Below are 20020 nucleotides of genomic sequence, written 5' to 3'. Positions count from 1 at the left end.
CTGCTGACCAATGATCTTTTGTCAGCCCCGCGCGCCCGATAGTTAACTCTCGCCCCGCGAAGTCCTTTGACGGACCCCGTCACAAAATCAATAAGAGGGTTGGCCGATGCAAAGCAGTGGCGCGTTGCTGTGGGTGTTGTTGGCCGCGATCGTGATGATCGTGGTGTTGATTGTCAGGTTCAGGGTGCATGCCTTTCTGGCGCTGATCGCCGCCTGCGGCCTGGTCGGGGTGGGCTCGGGGATGCCCTTGAACGCCATGCTCGAGTCGTTCCAGAAGGGCCTGGGCGATACCCTGGGGTTTCTCGCCGCGATCATCGGGCTGGGCAGCATTCTCGGCAAGATGCTCGAGGAATCGGGCGGCGCCGAACGCATCGCCCAGACCCTGCTCGACACCCTGGGCGAGCAGCGCGCGTCCTGGGTGATGATGCTGGTGGGGTTCATCGCCGGTATCCCGGTGTTCTTCGAGGTCGGCTATATCCTGCTGATTCCCCTGGTGTACGTGGTGGCCAAGGAAACCCGGCTCAACCTGCTGTACCTCGGCGTGCCCCTGGCAGTGTCGCTGATGTGCGTGCACTGCATGCTGCCGCCCCACCCCGCGGCCATGGCCATTACCCATTTGCTGGGGGCCGATGTCGGCAAGGTGATCCTCTACGGGCTGATCGTCGGCCTGCCCACCGCCATGATCGCCGGGCCGCTGTGGATCCGCCTGGTGGCGCGCCGCCAGGCCGACCCCTGGCAGGCGGCCTTCCTCGAGGAGCGTTGCCAGGCCCGTGGCGCGCGAGTGCTGCCGGGCTTCTGGCTGACCCTGCTGACCATTTTGCTGCCACTGCTGCTGATGATCGGCAAGACCTTCGCCAGCACCCTGCCCGCCGGTTCGACGCTGTCGGTGCTGCTGTCGTTCTTCGGCAACCCGCTGGTGGCACTGGTGATCGCCGTGGCCTTCGCCTACTGGTCCCTGGGCCTGCGCCGCGGCCTGTGCATGCAGGACCTGCTGGGGCACACCCAGAAGAGCCTGCCGCCGCTGGCCAGCATCCTGCTGATCATCGGTGCCGGCGGCGCCTTCAACGGCATCCTGATCGACAGCGGCGTAGGCACGGTGCTGGCCGATTCCCTGACCCGGCTGGACATCAACCCGGTGGTGCTGGCCTGGCTGGTGGCGGGCCTGATGCACTTCGCGGTGGGCTCGGCGACCGTGGCCATGATGAGCGCCGCCGCCATCGTGCTGCCGACCCTGGGCGTCGACTCCGGCTACAGCAAGGAGATCATCGTGGTCGCCATCGGCGCCGGAGCCATCGGCTGGACCCACGTCACCGACTCGGCCTTCTGGGTGGTCAAGGAATACCTCGGGGTGTCGCTGGCCGATGCGCTCAAGACCTTCACCAGTGCCACGGTCCTGGCTTCGGTGGTCGCCCTGCTGCTGACCCTGAGCCTCGCTCATTTCATTTAAAACCTTTGTCACAGGAGTCATCCCCCATGATCGCAGGCCAGCCACTCGCTACCTGGACCCGCCGCTACCCGCTGCTCGAAGAGCTGATGGCGCTGCGCGAAACCACCTGGTTCACCCCCATCCGCGCGCCCCTGGCCGATGGCCTGAGCGACCTGGCGCTGAGCGCCGCCGACGTGGCCGACGCCAGCGCGCGCCTCGAGCGCTTCGCCGCGTATTTTCGCGTGGCTTTTCCCGAGACCTTGGCCAACAACGGCATTCTCGAATCGCCGATCCAGCCGCTGCCAGCCTTGCAGGCGGTGCTGGCCAGTCGTTACGGCCAAGCCCTGCCCGGCGTGCTGTGGGTCAAGCAGGACAGCCACCTGCCGATCTCCGGGTCGATCAAGGCCCGCGGCGGTATCTATGAAGTACTCAAGCGCGCCGAACGCCTGGCCCTGGAAGCCGGCCTGCTGCGCCTGGACCAGGACTACAGCGTGCTCGACTCGCCCGAGGCCCGGGCGCTCTTCAGCCGCTACCGGATCGCCGTGGGTTCCACCGGCAACCTGGGCCTGTCCATCGGCCTGATGGGCGCCCGGCTGGGGTTCCAGGTCACGGTGCACATGTCCGCCGATGCCCGCCAATGGAAGAAGGACAAGCTGCGCGCCCACGGCGTGAATGTCATGGAATACCAGAGCGACTACAGCATAGCGGTGGCCCAGGGGCGGCAGCAGGCCAGCGCCGATCCGGCCTGTCATTTCGTCGATGACGAGAACTCCACCGACCTGTTCCTCGGCTACGCCGTGGCCGCCGAGCGCCTGAGCCGGCAACTGGCACAGGCCGGGGTCCGGGTCGATGCCCAGCACCCGCTGTTCGTCTACCTGCCCTGCGGCGTCGGCGGCGGCCCTGGCGGCGTGGCGTTCGGCTTGAAGCTGGCGTTCGGCGACGCCGTTCACTGTATATTTGCCGAGCCCACCCATTCGCCGTGCATGCTGCTCGGGGTGCACACCGGGCTGCATGACGAGGTGTCGGTGCAGGACTTCGGCATCGACAACCTCACCGCCGCCGACGGCCTGGCCGTCGGCCGCGCCTCGGGGTTTGTCGGCCGCGCCATGCAGCGGCTGATCGAGGGTTACTACACGGTCAGCGATGACGAACTGCATGCCCTGGTCTGGCTGATGGCCAGGCACCAACAGCTGCACCTGGAGCCCTCGGCGGTGGCCGGTGTCCCGGGTATCGCCCGCGTGCACGCGCAACAGGACCAGTACCTGCGGCGCAGCGGCATGAGCGCCGAGGCGTACGCCCGGGCCACCCACCTGGTCTGGGCCACGGGCGGCAGCATGGTCCCGGACACCGAGATGCAGGCTTATCTGGCGCAAGGTGCCCGGGTGCTGCAAGGCTCATAACAGACCGACAGGAGAAGCGCCGGCTTGTACAACCTACCGCCCCGACTGGACGCCAAGCTCAACAGCAGCCAGTTCTCGAACCTGTTCACCTTCCAGGTCGCGGCCCGCCACCTGAGCTTCAGCAAGGCCGCCGATGAGTTGTGCCTGACCGCCAGCGCGGTCAGCCATCGCATCGCCCGGCTGGAGGCGGAGCTGTCGATCCAGCTGTTCCGCCGGCTGACCCGACGGGTTGAACTGACCGAGGCCGGCGAACGGATTTTCGCGATCCTCCAGCAGACCCTGGGCGACCTGTCCGAAGTCCTGGCCCAGCCGGTCGATGCCGACCTGGCCGGGCCGCTGACCCTCTATGCCCACCCGTCCATCGCCCATTCCTGGCTGGTGCCGCGCCTGGCCGAGTTCGGCCTGCGCTTCCCCGGGGTCAGGCTGGACCTGCGGGTGGGCAACGACCGCATCGACTTCCGCACCCGGCAGATCGACCTGGCGCTGTATTACGGCAATGGCGAGTTCCATGGGCTGGTGGCGCACAAGCTGATGCAGGAGCGGGTCGCGCCGGTGTGCAGCCCGCAATACGCCGAGCGCCATGGATTGACCGGAGAGGTGGAGCAACTGCAGCAGTGCACCCTGCTGCATGACTCGCTGGCCTGGGACCACGCCACCTTCGACTCCGAATGGGCGCTGTGGATTCGCCAGCACGGCGCTGGCGTGCCCATGCCAAAACGCGGGGTGACCTTCGATCGCTCGGACCTTTGCGTCACCGCCGCCATCCACCATGCCGGCGTGGCGATCGGGCGCGAGCATCTGGTCAGCGAGGCGCTCGGGCAAGGCCGGCTGGTGCTGCCGTTCACCGGGTTTACCCGCAGCGGCGAATACGATTACTACATCGTCCATCCGACCCTGGAGGCCCTGCCACGACGGGTCTCGGCCTGTATCGCCTGGTTGCAGGAGTGCGCGGCGCAAACGCCGGGAGTCTGAAGGCCGGCGCGCAATGGCCGGCTGGGGAAAATCAGCGGCTGGCGCCGCCGCCTTTCTTGCGCAGCGCCTTCAAGCGCTGGCTCGCCCGCTGCACCGCCGCCATCTTTTCCGGACGCTTCATGCGCTTCCATTGGCGGATGTCGTCCTTGCTGCGCCCGCAACTCAGGCACAGGTCGCCGCTCAACTGGCAAACGGCGATGCAGGGGTTGTCGATTTCCTTGGCCATGCTTCAGCCTGGCCGTCGGTCGTCGCGGGCGCCGCGAACCATCAATGCTGCATCTTGCTGTGGTCGGGCATGTTCAGCGCGCGGGCCTGGGCCTCGACCTTGATCGACTCTTTCTCGCCCTTGGCGTTTTCCACCACCAGGGTCAGCGGCACCTTGTCGCCTTCCTTCACCTGGGCGACCAGGTCGATCAGCATCACGTGATAACCGTGGGGATCCAGGGCGACGGCCTTGCCGGCCGGCAACGCGACGAAGTCCGCCGGGCGCATGCTCATCACATCGTTGTGCATGCTCGACTGGTGAATCTGCACGATCTTGGCCACCGGCGACTCGACGCTGAGCAGCTTGCTGTCGTCGCTGGCGGTCAGGGTCATGAAGGCCCCGGTCGCCTGTTGCCCGGCGACGGTGGCGCGCACCCAGGCGTCATCGACCTGGGTCTGGGCCGCGGCCTGGCCAGCCAGGCCCAGCAGGGACAGGCCCAGCAGCAGGTGTTTGGCGCGTTGGGCGATTGTGGATGGGTTCAGGGCCGGGTACATCAGCAGACCTCCATGACGGTCAGTAGATCTTCCGCGCACTCTTGCGCGGTAAGCGATTGGGACAAGCCAAGGCGCAACGTGCCCCGGGAGTCGTAGACAAAACTGGTCGCGGTGTGGGACAGGGTGTAGGTCGAACCGCTGGGGATCTTCTCGTAGAACACGTCGAATTCCTTGGCCGTGGCCGCGGTCTGCTCCAGCGTGCCGTACAGCGCGACGAAGCTCGGGTCGAAGGCCTTGACGTAGGCGTCGAGGACCTCCGGGGTATCCCGCTCGGGGTCCAGGGTGATGAAGATCACCTGCAGGCGGTCGCCGTCTCGGCCCATCAGTTTCTTGGCCTGGGCCGCGCGCGCCAGCGTCGTGGGGCAGATGGCCGGGCACTGGGTGAAACCGAAGAACACCATCGGCATCAGGCCGCTATAGCTTGAGAGCGTCCTGACGTTGCCCTCGGTGTCCTTCAGCTTGAAGGTACGGCCCATGATCTTGTCGCTCAGGTCCTTGCCGTATTTGTACGACAGCTGGCCCCGGGTATCGCAGCCGGCCAGAAGACCGAGCCCCAACACCCCCATACCTGCAATCACCTCGCGGCGACTCAACAAAACACTCATTCGTTACCGCCCTTTGAGGAGCCGAAAATCCAGACGACCCGCCGGGCGGCTCATCCGTAAAAGCCACGCATGGTAGCAAAACGAGGCGCCCCGCTTCCTGCCAAATGGATGACAGGTTGTGTGCGACCATGGTCGGGTGCGGCGTTTAGCCGCGCTTTCCAGCGGCTCTCAGCCGAGCCGCGCCAGGCGCTTTTGCCAGTTGCCGCCGTTGATGCGCTGGCATTGTTCTTCGCTGTCGTACCGCACGTGGGCCGCCGGCGCCTGCAACTCCAGGCCGACGTCATGCAGGGCCATGGCTGTCAGTTCGAGCATGCGTTCGCCCTGCCCGCTGGCCAGGGCTTGGGCCTTGCTGACCTGGGTGTCGAAGACCCACACCACCCTCAGGCTGGCGGGAAACGCCGCGTAATCGGCCACATGGGTCAGCCAGGAAAACCCGACGATTTCCGCCTTGGCGGTTTCGCAGGCGTCGGTGAGGCTGGCGACCAGGCGGCGTTCGAGACGCACCTGCTCGCGTTTGCTTGATGGCATGAAGGCTCCTTGGCGACCCGACATTGATCGCCGGGGCTGTGCGGCTGCGCAGTCTTGCCGCCAGCGCCCGCCAATACAAGCCCCGGTGGCCGGCGCGGCGGTTATTCCGTAACATTCGCCGCCTTTCGACAATCCCTCGCAACCCCGGCCGCTCCTGGCCGCCCTCTCAGGTAAATCATGAAACCCGCTCGCCTTCGCGCCGACGTCCTGGCCGGACTCACCACCTCTTTCGCGCTGGTGCCCGAGTGCATCGCCTTCGCCCTGGTCGCCCACCTCAACCCGCTGATGGGCCTGTATGGCGCCTTTATCATCTGTACCCTGACCGCGCTGTTCGGCGGCCGCCCGGGGATGATTTCCGGCGCCGCAGGGTCGATGGCGGTGGTGATCGTCGCGCTGGTGGTGCAGCACGGCGTGCAGTACCTGCTGGCCACAGTGCTACTGGGCGGCCTGGTCATGATCGCCTTCGGCCTGCTGCGCCTGGGCAAGCTGGTGCGGATCGTGCCGTATCCGGTGATGCTCGGCTTCGTCAACGGCCTGGCGATCATCATCGCCCTGGCCCAGCTGGAACACTTCAAGGCCGATGAACGCTGGCTCAGCGGTACGCCCCTGTGGCTGATGCTCGGGCTGGTGGCACTGACCATGGCGATCGTCCACTGGCTGCCGCGCCTGAGCCGCGCGGTGCCGCCGGCGCTGGTGGCGATCCTCGGAGTCGGCCTGCTGGTCTACCTGCTGGGCCTGCCGACCCGCACCCTGGGCGACATGGCCCATATCGCCGGCGGCCTGCCGCGCCTGGTGCTGCCGGATATCCAGTGGAACCTGGAAACCCTGGGCATCATCGCCCCCTACGCCTTCCTGATGGCCATGGTCGGCCTGCTGGAAACCCTGCTGACCCTCAACCTCACCGACGAAATCACCGAGAGCCGCAGCTTCCCGGACCGCGAGTGCGTGGCCCTGGGCGCGGCCAATATCGCCTCCGGCCTGTTCGGCGGCATGGGCGGTTGCGCGATGATCGGCCAGACCGTGATCAACCTCGGCTCCGGCGGCCGCGGCCGGCTGTCCGGGGTGGTCGCCGGGACGATGATCCTGCTGTTCGTGCTGTTCCTCTCGCCCTTGATCGAGCGCATTCCGCTGGCGGCGCTGGTCGGGGTGATGTTCGTGGTGGCCCAGCAGACCTTCGCCTGGGGCTCGTTGCGGGTGCTGCACAAAGTGCCGTTGAACGACATGCTGGTGATAGTCGCGGTGACCATCATTACGGTCTTCACAGACCTCGCCATCGCGGTGCTGTGCGGCATCGTCATCGCCGCCCTCAACTTCGCCTGGCAGCACTCGCGCGAGCTCTACGCCGACAGCCACGAGGAAGCCGACGGCAGCAAGCTGTACCGGGTCCACGGCACTCTGTTCTTCGCCTCGACCACCTCCTTCCTCAACCACTTCGACCCGGCGGGCGACCCGGCCCTGGTGACCCTCGACTGCCGCCACCTGAGCTTCGTCGACTACTCGGCCATCGCCGCCCTGAAAACCCTGCGCGAACGCTACGGCAAGGCCGGCAAGCACCTGCGGGTGACGCACCTGTCCGAGCGCTGCAAGCAGTTGCTCAAACGCGCGGGCATCCAGCACGGCTGAACCCTTCGAGGTGGAGCTGCACACTCCACCTCGCCGACGCCATAGATATCACTGTGATATCATCGCCACCTTTCCGGCCAGGGCCCGCGCAACCCCGTCCACACCGGAAGCCCCCATAAAGAAGGCGCCACGATGCGCCTCCCGCCTGCCTTGCCTGCAAGAACCGACGACGCCCCGGAGCCTTCCGAGCGCGCGCCGCTTTGCTGCGAACCTGCCGGATGCCGCGCAGGTTGTGCCTTTTGCCGCCACAAGGAACACAGTCATGCTTTTACGATCGATGAACATTTCCCGCCGTGCAGGCCTCAGTTTTGCCCTGATCGCGCTGCTGGCGGTTGCGCTCGGAACCTTCTCCCTGCTGGAAATGCGCCGCATGAACGAGCAGTCGCTCGAGGTCGACAGGAACTGGCTGCCCTCGATCGTCGCGGCCAACGCCATGGCCCTGACCAGCACCCAGATCCGCACCCTGACCCTGCGCCTGCTGGTGATCCGTGACAGCAACGATGTAGCCGAACTGCTGCCCCGGGTCGTGCAGCTCGACGAACAGCTGTCGGCGCAACAGAAGGTCTACGAAACGCTGATCAGCGACCCCGAGGAAAAAGCCGCCTACGAGCGTTTTGTCCAGGCCAAGGCGTTGTACCTGCGGGATCAGCAACGGGTCGTGGACCTGATACGCGAAGGCCGCAAGGCCGAGGCCGTGGCCATTGTCGACGGCGGCCCGTTCCTGGCCAATGCCGACGCCATGCTCAAGGAGCTGCTGACCATGGTCGAGGTCAACACCCACGGTGGCGAAGCGGCGGCCGCGCGCAGCAACGAGGTGTTCCACAGCGCCGTCGGCCTGGTGCTGGCGATCCTGGCCCTGGTGCTGGTGCTCACCGTCGGCCTGGCCATCGTACTGACCCGCAGCATCGTGCGGCCGCTGGGCCAGGCCGTGGAAGTCGCCGAGACCATCGCCAGCGGCGACCTGTGCCATGCCATCAGCGTGACCGGCAACGATGAACCGGCGCGCCTGCTGCACGCCTTGCAACGCATGCAGAACAGCCTGCGCGGCACCCTGCAGAAAATCGCCGATTCCTCCAGCCAACTGGCTTCGGCCGCCGAAGAGCTGCATGCGGTGACCGAGGATTCCAGCAAGACCCTGCACCAGCAGAGCAACGAGCTGGAGCAGGCCGCCACCGCGGTCAACGAGATGACCGCGGCGGTGGAAGAAGTGGCGCGCAATGCCGTCAGCACCTCCGAGGCGTCCCGGGAAACCGACGCCACCGCCCATCACGGCCGGCAACAGGTGCAACACACCGTCGACTCCATCGGCGACCTGGCCGACGAGGTGACCCGCACCTGCGAGCAGGTCGAACACCTGGCGGTGGATGTGCGCAATATCGGCCAGGTCCTGGAGGTGATCCGCTCGATCGCCGAGCAGACCAACCTGCTGGCCCTCAACGCGGCCATCGAGGCCGCCCGGGCCGGCGACGCCGGACGCGGTTTCGCCGTGGTCGCCGACGAGGTGCGGGCCCTCGCCCATCGCACCCAGCAGTCGACCCAGGAAATCGAAAGCATGATCAACACCATCGAAGAAGGCACCGAAGGCGCAGTGAGCGCCATGCGCCACAGCAACGAACGCGCCCACCTGACCCTGGAAGCCGCCCGCGCTTCGGGCCTGGCCCTGGACCAGATCACCCAGGCCATCACCTCGATCAACGAACGCAACCTGGTGATCGCCAGCGCCAGCGAAGAGCAGGCCCAGGTCGCCCGCGAGGTGGACCGCAACCTGGTGAACATCCGCGACCTGGCGACCCAGACCTCGGCCGGGGCCAACCAGAGCAACGCCGCCAGCCAGGACCTGTCACGCCTGGCGGTGGAACTCAACGGCCTGGTGACCCAGTTCAAGGTCTGAGGGCCACAGGCTCCCGTGCCTTGCCACGCGGGAGCCTTCAATAGGCGTATTGGCCAATCACCTGGCGCACCCTTTCCAACGCCACCCGCAACTGATCCAGTTCCACCGAGCCCAGGGCCAGGCGGATGGCATGGGGCACCGGCGCGGCGCTGACAAAGGGCTCGGCGGTGGACACCGAGACGTTCTCCCGCAGCAAGGCCATCGCCACCTGATCGGCGCGCACCTCCTCGGGCAGCGGCAGCCAGAGGAAATAGGACGCCGGATGCCCGATGTACGCCAGGCCGGCCAGCACTTCCCTGGCCAGGGCCTGCCGGGCGGTCGCGTCCTGGCGTTTCTCGGCTTCCAGGCGCTGCACCGTGCCGTCGTCGATCCAGTTGCAGACCAGCGCCGTCATCACCCCGGGAGTGTTCCAGGTGGTCGCGCGGATCACCCGTTCGATCAGCGGCACCCAGGCCGGCGGCGCGACCACAAAACCGACCCGCAGCCCGGTGGCGACATTCTTGGAAAACCCCGACACATACACCGTCAGCTCCGGCGCCAGGGCCGCCAGCGGCGCGGGTGGATCCTCGGCGAGGAAGGCATAGGCGGCGTCCTCGATAATCAGCAGCCGGTGCTCCCGGGCTATGTGCACCAGACGCTCGCGCCACGCCAGGTCCAGCACCCAGCCCATGGGGTTGTGCAGGGTCGGCATGGCATACACCGCCCGCACCCGCCGGCTGCGGCACAACCGCTCGAAAGCCTGCAGGTCGGGACCGTGCTCGGTCAGGGCAATCGACACCAGTTCCACGCCGTGGGCCTCGGCCACCACCTTGAACCCCGGGTAGGTCAGGGCATCGGTAGCCACCACATCGCCGGGCTTGAGCAGCGCCATGACCGTGGTCGCCAGGCCGTGCTGGGCGCCGCTGACGATCGACACCCGGTCCGCTTCCACCTGCAACCCGCGACACGCCAGGTGCCGGGCCACGGTGGCCCGCTCATGGCTGCGGCCACTGTGGGGCTGGTAGCGCAGCAGCGCCTCCAGGTCACCGGCAGCCGCCAGCTGTCGCAGGCCACTGCGCAACACTTCGGCCTGCCCGGGCAACGCCGGGTAGTTGAAATTGAGATCGAGGGTGCCCGCCGCGGTCGCCTGCTGGTCGATGCCCTGCCCCGGCGGCAACGCGGTCTCGCGGACAAAGGTGCCGCGCCCGGTTTCGCCACTGATCAGGCCCATGGCCTCTAGCTCGGCATACACCCGCGAGGCAGTCACCAGAGCCAGCCCTTCCCTGGCGGCCAGTTCGCGGTGGGTCGGCAGGCGGGTGCCGGGCGGCAATGCACCGCCACGGATATCGGCGGCAAAACCATCGACCAGTTGTTTGTAGCGGGCACGGGCCATAGGCAATGTATCCATGACAATGTTTTGATTGTATTGCTTGGCACTCCTAGGATGGGGCCTGAACAGCCCAGGCGCAATCTCGCCCTGGAGCGCAGCGCTTACCCTTGGACAGAGCTGAGCCCTGAATGGAACGGACATCATCCCTGCCACACCCCACCACGCAAAAAGCCGCGAGCGGCTGGCTCAACGGCTTTATCGGCGTGCTGATTTTCAGCGGCTCGCTGCCGGCCACCCGGGTGGCCGTGCTGGAGTTCGACCCGCTGTTCCTGACCGTGGCCCGCGCCAGCATCGCCGGCGTCCTGGCCTTGTGCCTGTTGCTGCTGTTCAAGGAACAACGCCCGAGCAGAAACCAGCTGTGGCCTTTGGCGATAGTGGCCCTGGGCGTGGTGGTGGGCTTTCCCCTGCTGACCGCGCTGGCCTTGCAGTACGTGACCTCGGCCCACTCCATCGTCTTCCTCGGCCTGCTGCCCCTGGCCACCGCGGTGTTCGGTGTGCTGCGCGGCGGCGAGCGGCCGCGGCCGGTGTTCTGGCTGTTCTCGGTGCTGGGCAGCCTGCTGGTGGTGGGGTTTGCCGCGTCCCAGGGGCTGAGCGCCGCGCCGGCCGGAGATGTCCTCATGCTGCTGGCGATTCTGGTCTGCGGCCTGGGTTACGCGGAAGGCGCCAAGCTCTCCCGGACTCTGGGCGGCTGGCAGGTGATCTCCTGGGCTTTGGTGCTGGCGCTGCCGGTGATGGCGCTGCTGACGCTGTTGCGTGCCCCATCTTCGTTTAGCGGCTTCACCCTGCCCGCCTGGCTGAGCCTGGCGTACGTCGCGCTGTTCAGCATGCTGATCGGCTTTGTCTTCTGGTATCGCGGGCTGGCCCAGGGAGGGATCGCCGCCGTCGGCCAGTTGCAATTGCTGCAACCGTTCTTTGGCCTGGCCCTGGCCGCCACCCTGCTGCATGAACAGGTCAGCCTGGGCATGCTGGGAGTGACCGTGGCAGTGATCTTGTGCGTGGCCGGGGCGAGGAAGTTTTCGAAATAGCGGTTCGGCCCGCCTCGGAGAGACTGGGCTGGCCTGAGGTTTCCCCTCAGACCGGGGAGATGGTCGCCAACAGACCAATCGCGATGGTCAGCGCCAAGAATCCAAACAAGAAAATCGCCATCTTCGCCATAAAGGCCTCCTGAACAATAGGTTTTCGCCAGCGCGAAAAGCAGAACGCCGCCTCAGGCTCCAGCCGGCAGGCCGGTGCGCCTGAGGGGTGCGTTATTGTCAGGCCAGATCTGATCCCGATACAGACGCAGGTGCCAAAGAAAAATACGGATCAGATGGCGACGGGTTCTGTCGCTTCATGGGCCAACGCTCCGAGGACATGAGACAAGGCCGATATGCCTCGCCCCAGTATCGTCGGCGCCCGCACCAGCATGGCAGCCCGGACAACCGGCCATTGCGCACGCCTCCCCCTCGGGTTATTTGCCCGCCAGCTTGTAGCGCACGCAATCGTCGTAAAAGCTCTGCCGCACCGTCGCCGGCTTGGCCCGCGAGGGGCTGTCGTAGGTCTGCTCGGTAATGCCCAGGGCCAGCATGCGCATCCAGCCCTTGCTGAACTTGTAGGTCTGCAGCTTCTGCCGCGCGGCATACAGCGAAACGCCCGACAGTTTCAGCTCCTGCGCCCGCGCCGCCGTCCCCGCGCCCCAACTGCACACATACCGGTCATTGGCCGGCAACTCCTTGCCCTCGGCCGCGACAGCCATGCTGACCAAGGCGAACGAGGTCAGCGTCATCCACACATTGCGCATTTTTCGATCTACCTAACCACCTGAAATTAAAGTGATTTTGGCGACGATTCGGCGCTTGCGGGGCCAGCACGATGCCTTGTCGGAGAAGGCAATGTGCCGCTCTTTTAATGGCCACCTATTCACTACTCGTGCCGCGGCCAGCCTCGGACGGCAACCACTGGCGCAGCGCCGCGACATTCGGCCGCCTGCTCAAGCGTTTTGTCCGGCCCCGGGAAACGCCGGTGGGCCGCGACAGTTTCCTCGGCAGGGATATCCGGTCGATAGCCGGCGCTAGCCCTGCGGCTGGCGCAGATAGGCAAACATATGCTGCGCGTACTCGGCCTTGCCCAGCGGCACGCCGTTATGCCGCAGGATGTCGTAGGCCGTGACCAGGTGGAAATAGAACTGCGGCGTCGCCCAGTTGCGGGCGTACTCTTCGCCGGTCATGTCGAAGGCGATGGCGTTGGGCAACTCGATGGCCACGGCGCGTTGGCCGCTGCTTTCGATCAGCCCTTGATCCGCCTCGGCGAGGAACGCCAGGGTCTGCTCGATCAGTGCCTTGGCCTCGGCCATGCTGGCCGGCGCCGGCAAGCCGCTGAGGCGCTGGACCGCTTCCCGGGCCTGGGTGCAGGTAAAGCGTACCTGCGCCGCCAGGTCATACATGTCCGGCGCCAGGCGCGCCTGCAGCAGGACCTGCGGGTCGAAGCGCCGTTCGCGAGCATGTTCCTCGCCCTTGCTCAAGAAGCTGTTCAACGCCCGCAGCATCTGGGCGAAACAGGGGACGGTCATGGCATAGATCGACATACTTTCTCCTCGCAGGAATCAGCGGTGGACAAGGCGCAGGCAGCGCGCCCGGGGGCAGCGCGCCGAGAATCCTAGCAGATGGCGATCCGGCCCCGATGACAGCAGAAAAGTACCCGTCCGCCGATCTGGCTGTTAAGGTGCGCCCCTGAAGCAATACACCGCCTGAACATGAGGAAAATGACCTTGAGCAGTGAAGCAAAAATGACCGGGGATCTGTTCGAAGTCGACAAGCGCCTGGGGCTCAAGCCCGTGGTGGACTTCAACACCTATCTGCGCACGGCCTTCGGCGACGGCGCATGCACCTGCGGTCGTTGTGTCGCCAGCGCGGGTGACGAGAGCGGTTATGCCTACCAGCACAGCTTCGACTTCGACGGCCGGGTGACCCACCGCCGCTTCGCCACCACCGCCGGCAGCGACGTGCTGCTGGTGTTGAAGAAGGCCTGGCTGTCCTACACCAAGGCCGAGCTGGAAACCAGCGGCAACCTGGCGCTGGACACCGTCAAGGAGTTCGTCGAGCCGCAGTTGCACAAGCGCCTGCTGCCGCTGCTGCTGGCCAGCGGGCTGGTCAAGGAGGTCGAAGGCGACCTGCAGATACAGGCACAAGCGGCGGCCTGAGGGCTTCGCCAGGGCCCTCTCCAACAATAAAAAAGGTAAAGACACATGCACCCACTCTCCCTGCAAGACAGCACCGCGCCGGACGGCGTTTGTTTTGGTTGCGGCAGCAGCAACCCCCATGGCCTGCACATCAAGAGCCACTGGCATGAAGATGGGGTGCATGTGATGGCCGAACACCTGCCGGACAGCCAATACTGCGGCTGGCCCGAGTTGGTGTACGGCGGCCTGATCGCCATGCTGGTGGACTGCCACTCGAACTGGACCGCCATGGCCTACCACTACCGCGCCGAAAGACGCGCCCTGGACAGCCTGCCGCGGATCAACTGCGTGACCGGCAACCTCGGCATCAAATTCATCAAGCCGACGCCGATGGGCGTGCCCCTGACCTTGCGCGCCAAGGTCGAAGGCGAACTCGGCCGCAAGAGCCGGGTGATCTGCGAGGTCTACGCCGGCGATGTGCTGACGGCGATCGGCGACTCGATCTTCGTGCGGGTCGATACCGAGCAACTGGCCGCGGCGGCCCACGGGCGGGAAGCCCGAGCCGGCTCAGGCCAGCCGGGCATCCGCGTCCAGGCCGCGCTGCACGAACCAGGACAGCGGCAACGTCAGCAGCAAGGAGCCGCCTGCACCATCACCGCGATGGGCACGCCAGTGACATCACCCAGGCTGCCGAACAGCACCGGCGCCAGCGCCCCACCGCCGATGGTGCCGGTATAGAAGATCGCAAACGCCTGCTCGCGCTTGCGCGCCCCCGCCAGGTCCGGCACCGCGCCATAGAGCACCGACGAGGTGCCGTTCAACGCCAGCCCGAGCAGCGGCAAGACCAAATCCTGCAAGCTGCCCGACGGGGTCATGGACTACCTCAGCCCATCCGGGGCAATCCCCACCGATGCCATCAAGGACTATGGCGAGCTTGTCGTGCTGGGTGGTCGTGGAGCCGACGCGACGGGGAATATCCCGCTCAAGAAAATCAGCGGCGGCGCCCTTCCCGCCGCCCTGGGCAACCTGGCGCTGGGTGGCAAGGGATTGGCGCCCACCGGGGCTGGCGTGGCAACCGGCGGAGTCATCGCGGGTGCCCTGGCTGGCGTGGTGGCCATGCTCTGGCCGTCGAGCCTGGGCGAAAGCGCCTTGTACACGCCCGAGCAACTCGACGCCCCTAAAGAAGGCCGCACCCGCGTGCGCTTGCACATCGAACAGCTACCCGACGGCACGCTGAAGGGCTACGGCTACAACACGCAAAAGCCAGCGTGGCTGGCCAACGGTTTTCCAGGTTTCAAGGAACCCTAAATCAATGGCCTTGAAGAGCCACTCCACTAAACCCACCAAAGCTGAATCAAGGACGATATGAATTTTTTCAGCCGTATCGCAGGTCTTTTTGACCGGGGCCCCAAGGAGCAAATTGCGGGCTATTCCCTGTCAGAACTCCAAGCGGTTTTCACCGTACCTCTGCAACACACTACGCCTGCCCTACCCCTTCCACTGCACGCGGTTTCTTTGGAAGGCACAGGCGTGTCGGCTTATTACCGGGCCTTGCTGATCGATGGAAGCGATAGGGATTCTTTCCAGGCCCTTATCGAGTCCAGTTTCACCCTGGTCCACGAGCGAAGCTTCAACGAGCTTCCTGTCAGGCAGTATGAAAACGCCCAGAACAACCAGCGCCTGATTTGCTTTATATCCACCCGGGAATTCAACGCCGTCACGGTGCGCCTGGTAACCAACAGCACTGACTTCCTCGAGGCCGTTCAGCGCCAGCGTTTCGCCGTTCCGCCGCCCTGGATAGCCTTCGAGGGTTACAACCCGGCATGGTGGGGAACGCAGTTGCAAGGTGCCCAGGGCTACTACAACGACCAGTACTTCCTGCCGTTCTTTACCGGTTTGAGCGAGGTAGAGAAGCGGGCTTATTACGCCCGCTACACTGCCACGCAAGAGTGGGCTGCCAGCCTGGCATTAATAGGTGATGAGTGAGAAAAGCTTGCAGGCTGGGTATTGAGAACCCAGCTTTGTAGTGAGGTGCACGACGAGAGGACGGGGTGGCGTCCTCTCTTTTGGTAAGTTCGCGTGCTTACGCCAGTTCTGCTGTTTCAGTTTGCCTTTGACTGACATGACTGATCTTGAACCAGATGGAGTACATCGCCGGCAGGAACACCAGCGTCATGATGGTTCCGACGAACGTGCCTCCGATCAAGGTGTAAGCCAGGGTCCCCCAGAAGACGGAGTGTGTCAGGGGGATGAACGCCAGGATGGCCGCCAGCGCTGTCAGCAACACCGGGCGAGCACGCTGTACTGTGGCTTCGATCACTGCGTGGAACGGATCCAGTCCTTCTTGTGCGTTGTGATGGATTTGTCCAATCAGAATCAGCGTATTACGCATCAGAATGCCCGAAAGTGCGATCAGGCCGACCAGGGCGTTGATACCAAACGGTTGCTGGAAGATGAGCAATGTCGGTACCACGCCAATCAATCCCAGCGGCGCGGTGAGAAACACCATGATCATCGCCGAGGTCGAGCGTACCTGCAGGATGATGATCAGCAGCGTGATGGCAATCATGATCGGGAGCAGCGGCAATATCGCCTGGCCGGCCTTGCCCGACTCCTCAATGGCCCCCGACTGCTCGATACGATACCCATCAGGCAGCTTGTCGATGACCGGCTGCAGCGCCTTCATGATCACGCTCGAGACGTCCGGTGGCTGCAAGCCTTCGGCAATGTCGCCGCGCACGGTAATGGTCGGGGTGCGGTCACGACGCCGAAGGATCGGATCCTCCATACGCACGCCGACTTCCCCTACCTGGGACAACGGAATCCGCTGGCCCGCCGTGCCCACGAGCGTAAAGCCTTCTATTTTTGCAGGGTCGAGCCGGATATCACCCGCAGCACGCCCGATCACCTGCACCGAACGAATGTCCTCACGAACTGCCGTGATCGGTACTCCCGCGAGCAGGAACTGCAGCTGCTGCGCGACAGCGCTGGACGTCAGCCCCACCGCCTGCAAGCGATCCTGATCCAGGGTGAAATGCAGCGTCGGCGTTAGCGGGCCCCAGTCAGTGTTGACGGTTCTCATCATGGGACTCGCCTGCATCACTTTCTGTACCTGGTCGGCGATCTCGCGCAATTTTGATGGGTCAGGCCCCATCACCCGATATGCCACAGGAAATGGCGAATACGGACCGAACACCAGCTGCGTAACCCTGACACGCGCTTCTGGGGCAAGCCCTTGAGCAACTGCCTCACGAATACGGAACTTGAGGGCCTCACGTGCCTCCTGACTATCCGTCAGCACCACAACCTTGGCGAATGATGGATCCGGGAGTTCCGGCGCCATCGCCAGGTAGAAGCGCGGCGCACCTTGCCCGATATAGGCCGTGACGATTTTGGCTTCAGCCTGCTTTTGCAGCCAGGCCTCAATCTTGGCGGTGGTGGCGCTGGTCTGCTCGATGGAGGTTCCATAGGGCATTTGCACTTCGACCAACACTTCTGGACGGTCCGAGGTGGGGAAGAACTGCTTCTTGACCAGGCCCATGCCGAGAATCGCCACGACAAACGTAGCGATAACGGCACCGGCCACCAGCCATTTACGGGCGATGACGCGCGTCAAGATCCGGCGGAAGCGGTTGTAGCCAGGGGTGTTGTAGATGGCCGCGTGACCCCCTTCGACCGTCTTGATCTTCGGCAACAGCTTCACACCCAGATAGGGAGTGAAGGCCACCGCCACTACCCATGATGCAATCAGGGCAATGCCCACGATCCAGAACATGTTGCTGGTGTACTCGCCGGCCGTCGACTGGGCGAAGCCATTGGGCAAAAAGCCGATAGCGGTCACCAGCGTACCGGAAAGCATCGGTGCGGCCGTATGACTCCAGGCATAGGCGGAAGCCTTGATGCGGTCGTAGCCCTCCTCCATTTTCACCACCATCATCTCGATAGCAATGATGGCGTCGTCCACCAGCAGTCCAAGCGCCAGAATCAGCGACCCGAGGGTAATGCGGTCAAAGTTCTTTCCAGTGGCCGCCATCACCACAAACACCACGGCCAGCGTCAGCGGCACAGCCGCCGCCACCACAATACCTACATGCCAGCCCATGCTGAGAAAGCAGACAAGCATGACCACCAGCAGGGCGACGAAGAACTTGACCATGAACTCGTCGACGGCCGAACTGATATTCACAGACTGGTCGGTGACCTTGGTGAGCGTCATGCCCAGCGGCATGCCGTCATTGATCTTCGTCGTCTCCGCGTCCAATGCCTTGCCCAGGTCAAGGCCGTTCCAGCCCTCACGCATCACGACGCCCAGTAACAGGGCCTCTTCACCGTTGTTACGCACGAGGAAGGTTGCCGGATCTTCATAACCCCGCTCGACCGTCGCCACGTCCGAGAGCTTCAGTGTTCGACCTTGGACCGCAAGAGGTGTGTCACGAATCTTCTGCACCTTATCGAAGGCACCGTCGAGGCGGAGGAAGACTTGCGGCCCATCGGTTTCAATTGAGCCGGCAGGCGTGAGCGCGTTCTGATTGTTCAGCGCGGCAAAAATGTCCTGGGGAGATACGCCCAGCGTGGCCAACCGATCATGGGAGAAGGAAACAAAGATGCGTTCGGCCTGCTCACCAATGATGCTGACCTTCTTCACGCCCGGCACGTGCAACAGGCGCTGGCGCAACGATTCCGCATCACGCACCAACAGTCGCTGCGGCTCGCCTTTGGCTTTCAAGGCGAAAAGCGCAAATGTCACATCTGCAAACTCGTCGTTGACCATCGGGCCAACCACACCCGCCGGTAACTTGATGGCCTCATCGTCGAGCTTTTTACGCGCCTGATAGAACTCCTCCTGCACTTGAGAAGGCGGTGTGCGATCGAGCAGCGTCACCATGGTGAAGGCGAGACCTGGACGGGTGTAGGTTTCCGTGCGGTCGTACCATTTCAGTTCTTGCAGGCGTTTTTCAAGTGGCTCTGCAACCTGGTCCTGCATCTCCTGCGCCGTGGCGCCCGGCCACGCGGTAATGACCGTCAGCTGCTTGACCGTAAACGGCGGGTCTTCGGCACGCCCCAGCTGGAAAAACGACAGGATCCCTGCCACAGCGAGCAAGAAGATCAGGAATACCGTGATCGAGCGCTCGCGAACAGCGATCGCCGAAAGATTGAAGCGCCCCTGGCTCATGGATGGCTCCCGGCAACTTTGACGTCACCCTGTCGAGCCAGTCTCACCTCCTCACCATCGCGCAGCAGATGTGCACCTAAGGCTACAATCTGCTCGCCGGCCTTGAGATCGCCTGTAACTCGCGCTGCGTCGTCGCTCAAACCCAGGACCCGGACAGGTCGCCAGGTCACCTTCGCTGGTTCGCCAGCGATGACCCACACGCCAGTGCCTTTGCCCGGGTCATAAACAGCAGCGATCGGCACTTGCAGCACCTGTCCATGTGCGGCGCCTTCGGCGATCCGAAGCGTGACGGTCGAACCTAACGGCGCATTGGCCAACGCACCCTCAAGCACATACCGCGCCTCAAAGGTGCGCGTCATACGGTCGGCCGAGTCAGACAGCAGCCTCAGCTTCGCTGTAACAGCATCCGCGGTGTTGCCGTAAAGCGTCGCCTGTGCAGTGGATCCTGCTGCCGGGCGTAGTGTCTCGGGCAGGTGCACGATGGCTTCACGCTGCCCGGCCCGCGCCAGTCGAACCACAGGCTGCCCTGGGCTGACGACTTGCCCGGGCTCGGCGAGCGTCTCCACCACAACGCCGTCGGAATCGGCAAACAGCACCGCATAACCGGAAGCATTGCGAGCCACGTCGGCCTGCGCTTGAGCTGCGCTGAGCTGCGCCTTTGCGGTATCAGCCGCGGCTTTGATCTGATCGTACGCCGATGCAGAAATAGCACCTGCGCCGACCAGGTCGCGATATCGGGCCTCATCATCAGCTGTCTGCCTGGCTCGGGCCCGAGCAGCCATGACCGACTCTTGCTGTGCTCGCGCCTGCAACCCCAGGTCGATTGGGTCGAGACGCATGAGCGGCTGACCTCGCTTGACGGTCTGCCCCGTATCGACCAAGCGCTCAAGTATCTTGCCTGATACCCGAAAGCCCAGGTCGCCCTGGACGCGGGCCGCCACGACGCCAGTGAAGGAGCGTGAAACGTCGGACGCCCCCTGAACCGCAGAGGCCCTCACCAGAGGGGCATGGGTGCGGGGATCTTCAACGGTGGATGAGTCGCCACACGCCGCCAGGACTAGAGGCAACAAGCAAGCGGCAATGGGGACAGGTCGAGGCCGGCGCATAGGTTCCCTTA

General features: G+C 64.6%; 17 protein-coding genes and 4 pseudogenes. 11 read left to right on the top strand and 10 right to left on the bottom strand.

Annotated elements, in window-relative coordinates:
- Positions 1 to 106: 106 nt before the first annotated feature.
- The 3 genes from H0I86_RS11840 to dsdC are packed head-to-tail and all read left to right on the top strand — an operon-like array spanning position 107 to position 3798.
- Positions 107 to 1447, top strand: a complete 1341-nt coding sequence (locus tag H0I86_RS11840) for a GntT/GntP/DsdX family permease (RefSeq protein ID WP_180925144.1) — start codon at positions 107 to 109, stop codon at positions 1445 to 1447.
- A gap of 26 nt (positions 1448 to 1473) precedes the next feature.
- A complete protein-coding gene (gene dsdA / locus H0I86_RS11835) occupies positions 1474 to 2826 on the top strand; it encodes a D-serine ammonia-lyase (protein WP_180925143.1) in 1353 nt (450 codons plus the stop codon).
- Between the two features lie 24 nt (positions 2827 to 2850).
- Positions 2851 to 3798, top strand: a complete 948-nt coding sequence (gene dsdC, locus H0I86_RS11830) for a DNA-binding transcriptional regulator DsdC (RefSeq protein ID WP_180925142.1) — start codon at positions 2851 to 2853, stop codon at positions 3796 to 3798.
- 31 nt (positions 3799 to 3829) lie between these two features.
- On the opposite strand, the gene H0I86_RS11825 is transcribed toward dsdC, so the two are convergent.
- From H0I86_RS11825 to H0I86_RS11810, 4 genes are all read right to left on the bottom strand, one after another.
- Positions 3830 to 4024 carry a DUF1289 domain-containing protein gene (locus H0I86_RS11825; protein ID WP_007924891.1) on the bottom strand — a complete coding sequence of 65 codons (195 nt, stop codon included), beginning with the start codon at positions 4022 to 4024 and terminating at the stop codon, positions 3830 to 3832.
- 41 nt (positions 4025 to 4065) lie between these two features.
- Positions 4066 to 4557, bottom strand: coding sequence for a copper chaperone PCu(A)C (locus H0I86_RS11820; protein WP_180925141.1), 492 nt, complete (start codon positions 4555 to 4557; stop codon positions 4066 to 4068).
- On the bottom strand, positions 4557 to 5162 hold the full coding sequence (locus H0I86_RS11815; RefSeq protein ID WP_007924889.1) for an SCO family protein: 606 nt from the start codon (positions 5160 to 5162) through the stop codon (positions 4557 to 4559). Before H0I86_RS11815 ends, H0I86_RS11820 begins: the two co-directional genes overlap by 1 nt.
- Positions 5163 to 5330: 168 nt before the next feature.
- Complete coding sequence (locus H0I86_RS11810) at positions 5331 to 5690, bottom strand: hypothetical protein (protein ID WP_180925140.1); 360 nt, start codon at positions 5688 to 5690, stop codon at positions 5331 to 5333.
- Positions 5691 to 5867: 177 nt separating this feature from the next.
- Here H0I86_RS11810 and H0I86_RS11805 point away from each other — a divergent pair, with 177 nt between their 5' ends.
- The 3 genes and pseudogenes from H0I86_RS11805 to H0I86_RS32480 all read left to right on the top strand — a co-directional run bounded on the left by H0I86_RS11805 (position 5868) and on the right by H0I86_RS32480 (position 9204).
- Entirely contained in the window at positions 5868 to 7313 is a 1446-nt protein-coding gene (locus H0I86_RS11805) for a SulP family inorganic anion transporter (protein ID WP_180925139.1), read from the top strand.
- A 262-nt stretch (positions 7314 to 7575) separates the two neighbouring features.
- Positions 7576 to 8298: pseudogene (locus tag H0I86_RS32485) on the top strand (MCP four helix bundle domain-containing protein); the annotation flags it as partial.
- A 42-nt stretch (positions 8299 to 8340) separates the two neighbouring features.
- Entirely contained in the window at positions 8341 to 9204 is an 864-nt protein-coding gene (locus tag H0I86_RS32480) for a methyl-accepting chemotaxis protein (protein WP_371356844.1), read from the top strand.
- 37 nt (positions 9205 to 9241) lie between these two features.
- Here the strand turns inward: H0I86_RS32480 and H0I86_RS11795 are convergent, their stop codons facing one another.
- Complete coding sequence (locus H0I86_RS11795; protein ID WP_180925830.1) at positions 9242 to 10576, bottom strand: aminotransferase-like domain-containing protein; 1335 nt, start codon at positions 10574 to 10576, stop codon at positions 9242 to 9244.
- A 125-nt stretch (positions 10577 to 10701) separates the two neighbouring features.
- Between H0I86_RS11795 and H0I86_RS11790 the strand changes: the two genes are divergently transcribed.
- A complete protein-coding gene (locus H0I86_RS11790) occupies positions 10702 to 11598 on the top strand; it encodes a DMT family transporter (protein ID WP_180925137.1) in 897 nt (298 codons plus the stop codon).
- A gap of 425 nt (positions 11599 to 12023) precedes the next feature.
- Here H0I86_RS11790 and H0I86_RS11785 read toward each other — a convergent pair whose 3' ends face one another.
- Together H0I86_RS11785 and H0I86_RS11780 are read right to left on the bottom strand one after the other, a co-directional pair.
- Positions 12024 to 12353 (bottom strand): hypothetical protein, encoded by a 330-nt coding sequence (locus H0I86_RS11785; protein ID WP_180925136.1) that lies wholly within the window; start codon positions 12351 to 12353, stop codon positions 12024 to 12026.
- Positions 12354 to 12623: 270 nt separating this feature from the next.
- The gene (locus H0I86_RS11780; RefSeq protein WP_180925135.1) at positions 12624 to 13136 is read right to left on the bottom strand and encodes a DUF1993 domain-containing protein; all 513 of its coding nucleotides are present in this window, start codon (positions 13134 to 13136) and stop codon (positions 12624 to 12626) included.
- A 177-nt stretch (positions 13137 to 13313) separates the two neighbouring features.
- On the opposite strand from H0I86_RS11780, the gene H0I86_RS11775 reads away from it, so the two are divergent.
- Entirely contained in the window at positions 13314 to 13751 is a 438-nt protein-coding gene (locus tag H0I86_RS11775) for a hypothetical protein (RefSeq protein ID WP_373369409.1), read from the top strand.
- 45 nt (positions 13752 to 13796) lie between these two features.
- A pseudogene (locus H0I86_RS11770) lies at positions 13797 to 14288 on the top strand (PaaI family thioesterase); the annotation flags it as partial.
- A gap of 9 nt (positions 14289 to 14297) precedes the next feature.
- On the opposite strand, the pseudogene H0I86_RS32115 reads toward H0I86_RS11770, so the two are convergent.
- Positions 14298 to 14578 (bottom strand): annotated as a pseudogene (locus tag H0I86_RS32115) (MFS transporter); the annotation flags it as partial.
- On the opposite strand from H0I86_RS32115, the pseudogene H0I86_RS11765 reads away from it, so the two are divergent.
- Positions 14574 to 15015, top strand: a pseudogene (locus H0I86_RS11765) (tellurite resistance TerB family protein); the annotation flags it as partial. The pseudogenes H0I86_RS32115 and H0I86_RS11765 overlap by 5 nt on opposite strands.
- Positions 15016 to 15095: 80 nt before the next feature.
- Positions 15096 to 15716, top strand: coding sequence for a hypothetical protein (locus H0I86_RS11760; protein WP_180925133.1), 621 nt, complete (start codon positions 15096 to 15098; stop codon positions 15714 to 15716).
- A gap of 97 nt (positions 15717 to 15813) precedes the next feature.
- Here H0I86_RS11760 and H0I86_RS11755 read toward each other — a convergent pair whose 3' ends face one another.
- Together H0I86_RS11755 and H0I86_RS11750 are read right to left on the bottom strand one after the other, a co-directional pair.
- The gene (locus tag H0I86_RS11755) at positions 15814 to 18903 is read right to left on the bottom strand and encodes an efflux RND transporter permease subunit (RefSeq protein WP_180925132.1); all 3090 of its coding nucleotides are present in this window, start codon (positions 18901 to 18903) and stop codon (positions 15814 to 15816) included.
- Positions 18900 to 20009 (bottom strand): efflux RND transporter periplasmic adaptor subunit, encoded by a 1110-nt coding sequence (locus tag H0I86_RS11750; protein WP_180925131.1) that lies wholly within the window; start codon positions 20007 to 20009, stop codon positions 18900 to 18902. The genes H0I86_RS11755 and H0I86_RS11750 overlap by 4 nt, the downstream gene beginning before the upstream one ends.
- Between the last annotated feature and the right edge of the window lie 11 nt (positions 20010 to 20020).

This window comes from Pseudomonas chlororaphis subsp. aurantiaca, from assembly GCF_013466605.1.
GTDB lineage: Bacteria > Pseudomonadota > Gammaproteobacteria > Pseudomonadales > Pseudomonadaceae > Aquipseudomonas > Aquipseudomonas chlororaphis_I.
The sequence above is the reverse complement of the archived record's forward strand: the minus strand, read 5'-3'. Positions and strand labels throughout refer to the sequence as shown.

Bases quoted from the DNA above. Each gene is read 5' to 3' on its own strand.
- H0I86_RS11790 (WP_180925137.1), top strand. From the start codon at position 10,702: ATGGAACGGACATCATCCCTGCCACACCCCACCACGCAAAAAGCCGCG.
- H0I86_RS11825 (WP_007924891.1), bottom strand. From the start codon at position 4,024: ATGGCCAAGGAAATCGACAACCCCTGCATCGCCGTTTGCCAGTTGAGC.
- H0I86_RS11795 (WP_180925830.1), bottom strand. From the start codon at position 10,576: ATGGCCCGTGCCCGCTACAAACAACTGGTCGATGGTTTTGCCGCCGAT.
- H0I86_RS11805 (WP_180925139.1), top strand. From the start codon at position 5,868: ATGAAACCCGCTCGCCTTCGCGCCGACGTCCTGGCCGGACTCACCACC.
- H0I86_RS11755 (WP_180925132.1), bottom strand. From the start codon at position 18,903: ATGAGCCAGGGGCGCTTCAATCTTTCGGCGATCGCTGTTCGCGAGCGC.
- H0I86_RS11785 (WP_180925136.1), bottom strand. From the start codon at position 12,353: ATGCGCAATGTGTGGATGACGCTGACCTCGTTCGCCTTGGTCAGCATG.
- H0I86_RS11840 (WP_180925144.1), top strand. From the start codon at position 107: ATGCAAAGCAGTGGCGCGTTGCTGTGGGTGTTGTTGGCCGCGATCGTG.
- H0I86_RS11750 (WP_180925131.1), bottom strand. From the start codon at position 20,009: ATGCGCCGGCCTCGACCTGTCCCCATTGCCGCTTGCTTGTTGCCTCTA.
- H0I86_RS32480 (WP_371356844.1), top strand. From the start codon at position 8,341: ATGCAGAACAGCCTGCGCGGCACCCTGCAGAAAATCGCCGATTCCTCC.
- H0I86_RS11815 (WP_007924889.1), bottom strand. From the start codon at position 5,162: ATGAGTGTTTTGTTGAGTCGCCGCGAGGTGATTGCAGGTATGGGGGTG.
- dsdA (WP_180925143.1), top strand. From the start codon at position 1,474: ATGATCGCAGGCCAGCCACTCGCTACCTGGACCCGCCGCTACCCGCTG.
- H0I86_RS11820 (WP_180925141.1), bottom strand. From the start codon at position 4,557: ATGTACCCGGCCCTGAACCCATCCACAATCGCCCAACGCGCCAAACAC.
- H0I86_RS11775 (WP_373369409.1), top strand. From the start codon at position 13,314: ATGACCTTGAGCAGTGAAGCAAAAATGACCGGGGATCTGTTCGAAGTC.
- H0I86_RS11780 (WP_180925135.1), bottom strand. From the start codon at position 13,136: ATGTCGATCTATGCCATGACCGTCCCCTGTTTCGCCCAGATGCTGCGG.
- H0I86_RS11810 (WP_180925140.1), bottom strand. From the start codon at position 5,690: ATGCCATCAAGCAAACGCGAGCAGGTGCGTCTCGAACGCCGCCTGGTC.
- H0I86_RS11760 (WP_180925133.1), top strand. From the start codon at position 15,096: ATGAATTTTTTCAGCCGTATCGCAGGTCTTTTTGACCGGGGCCCCAAG.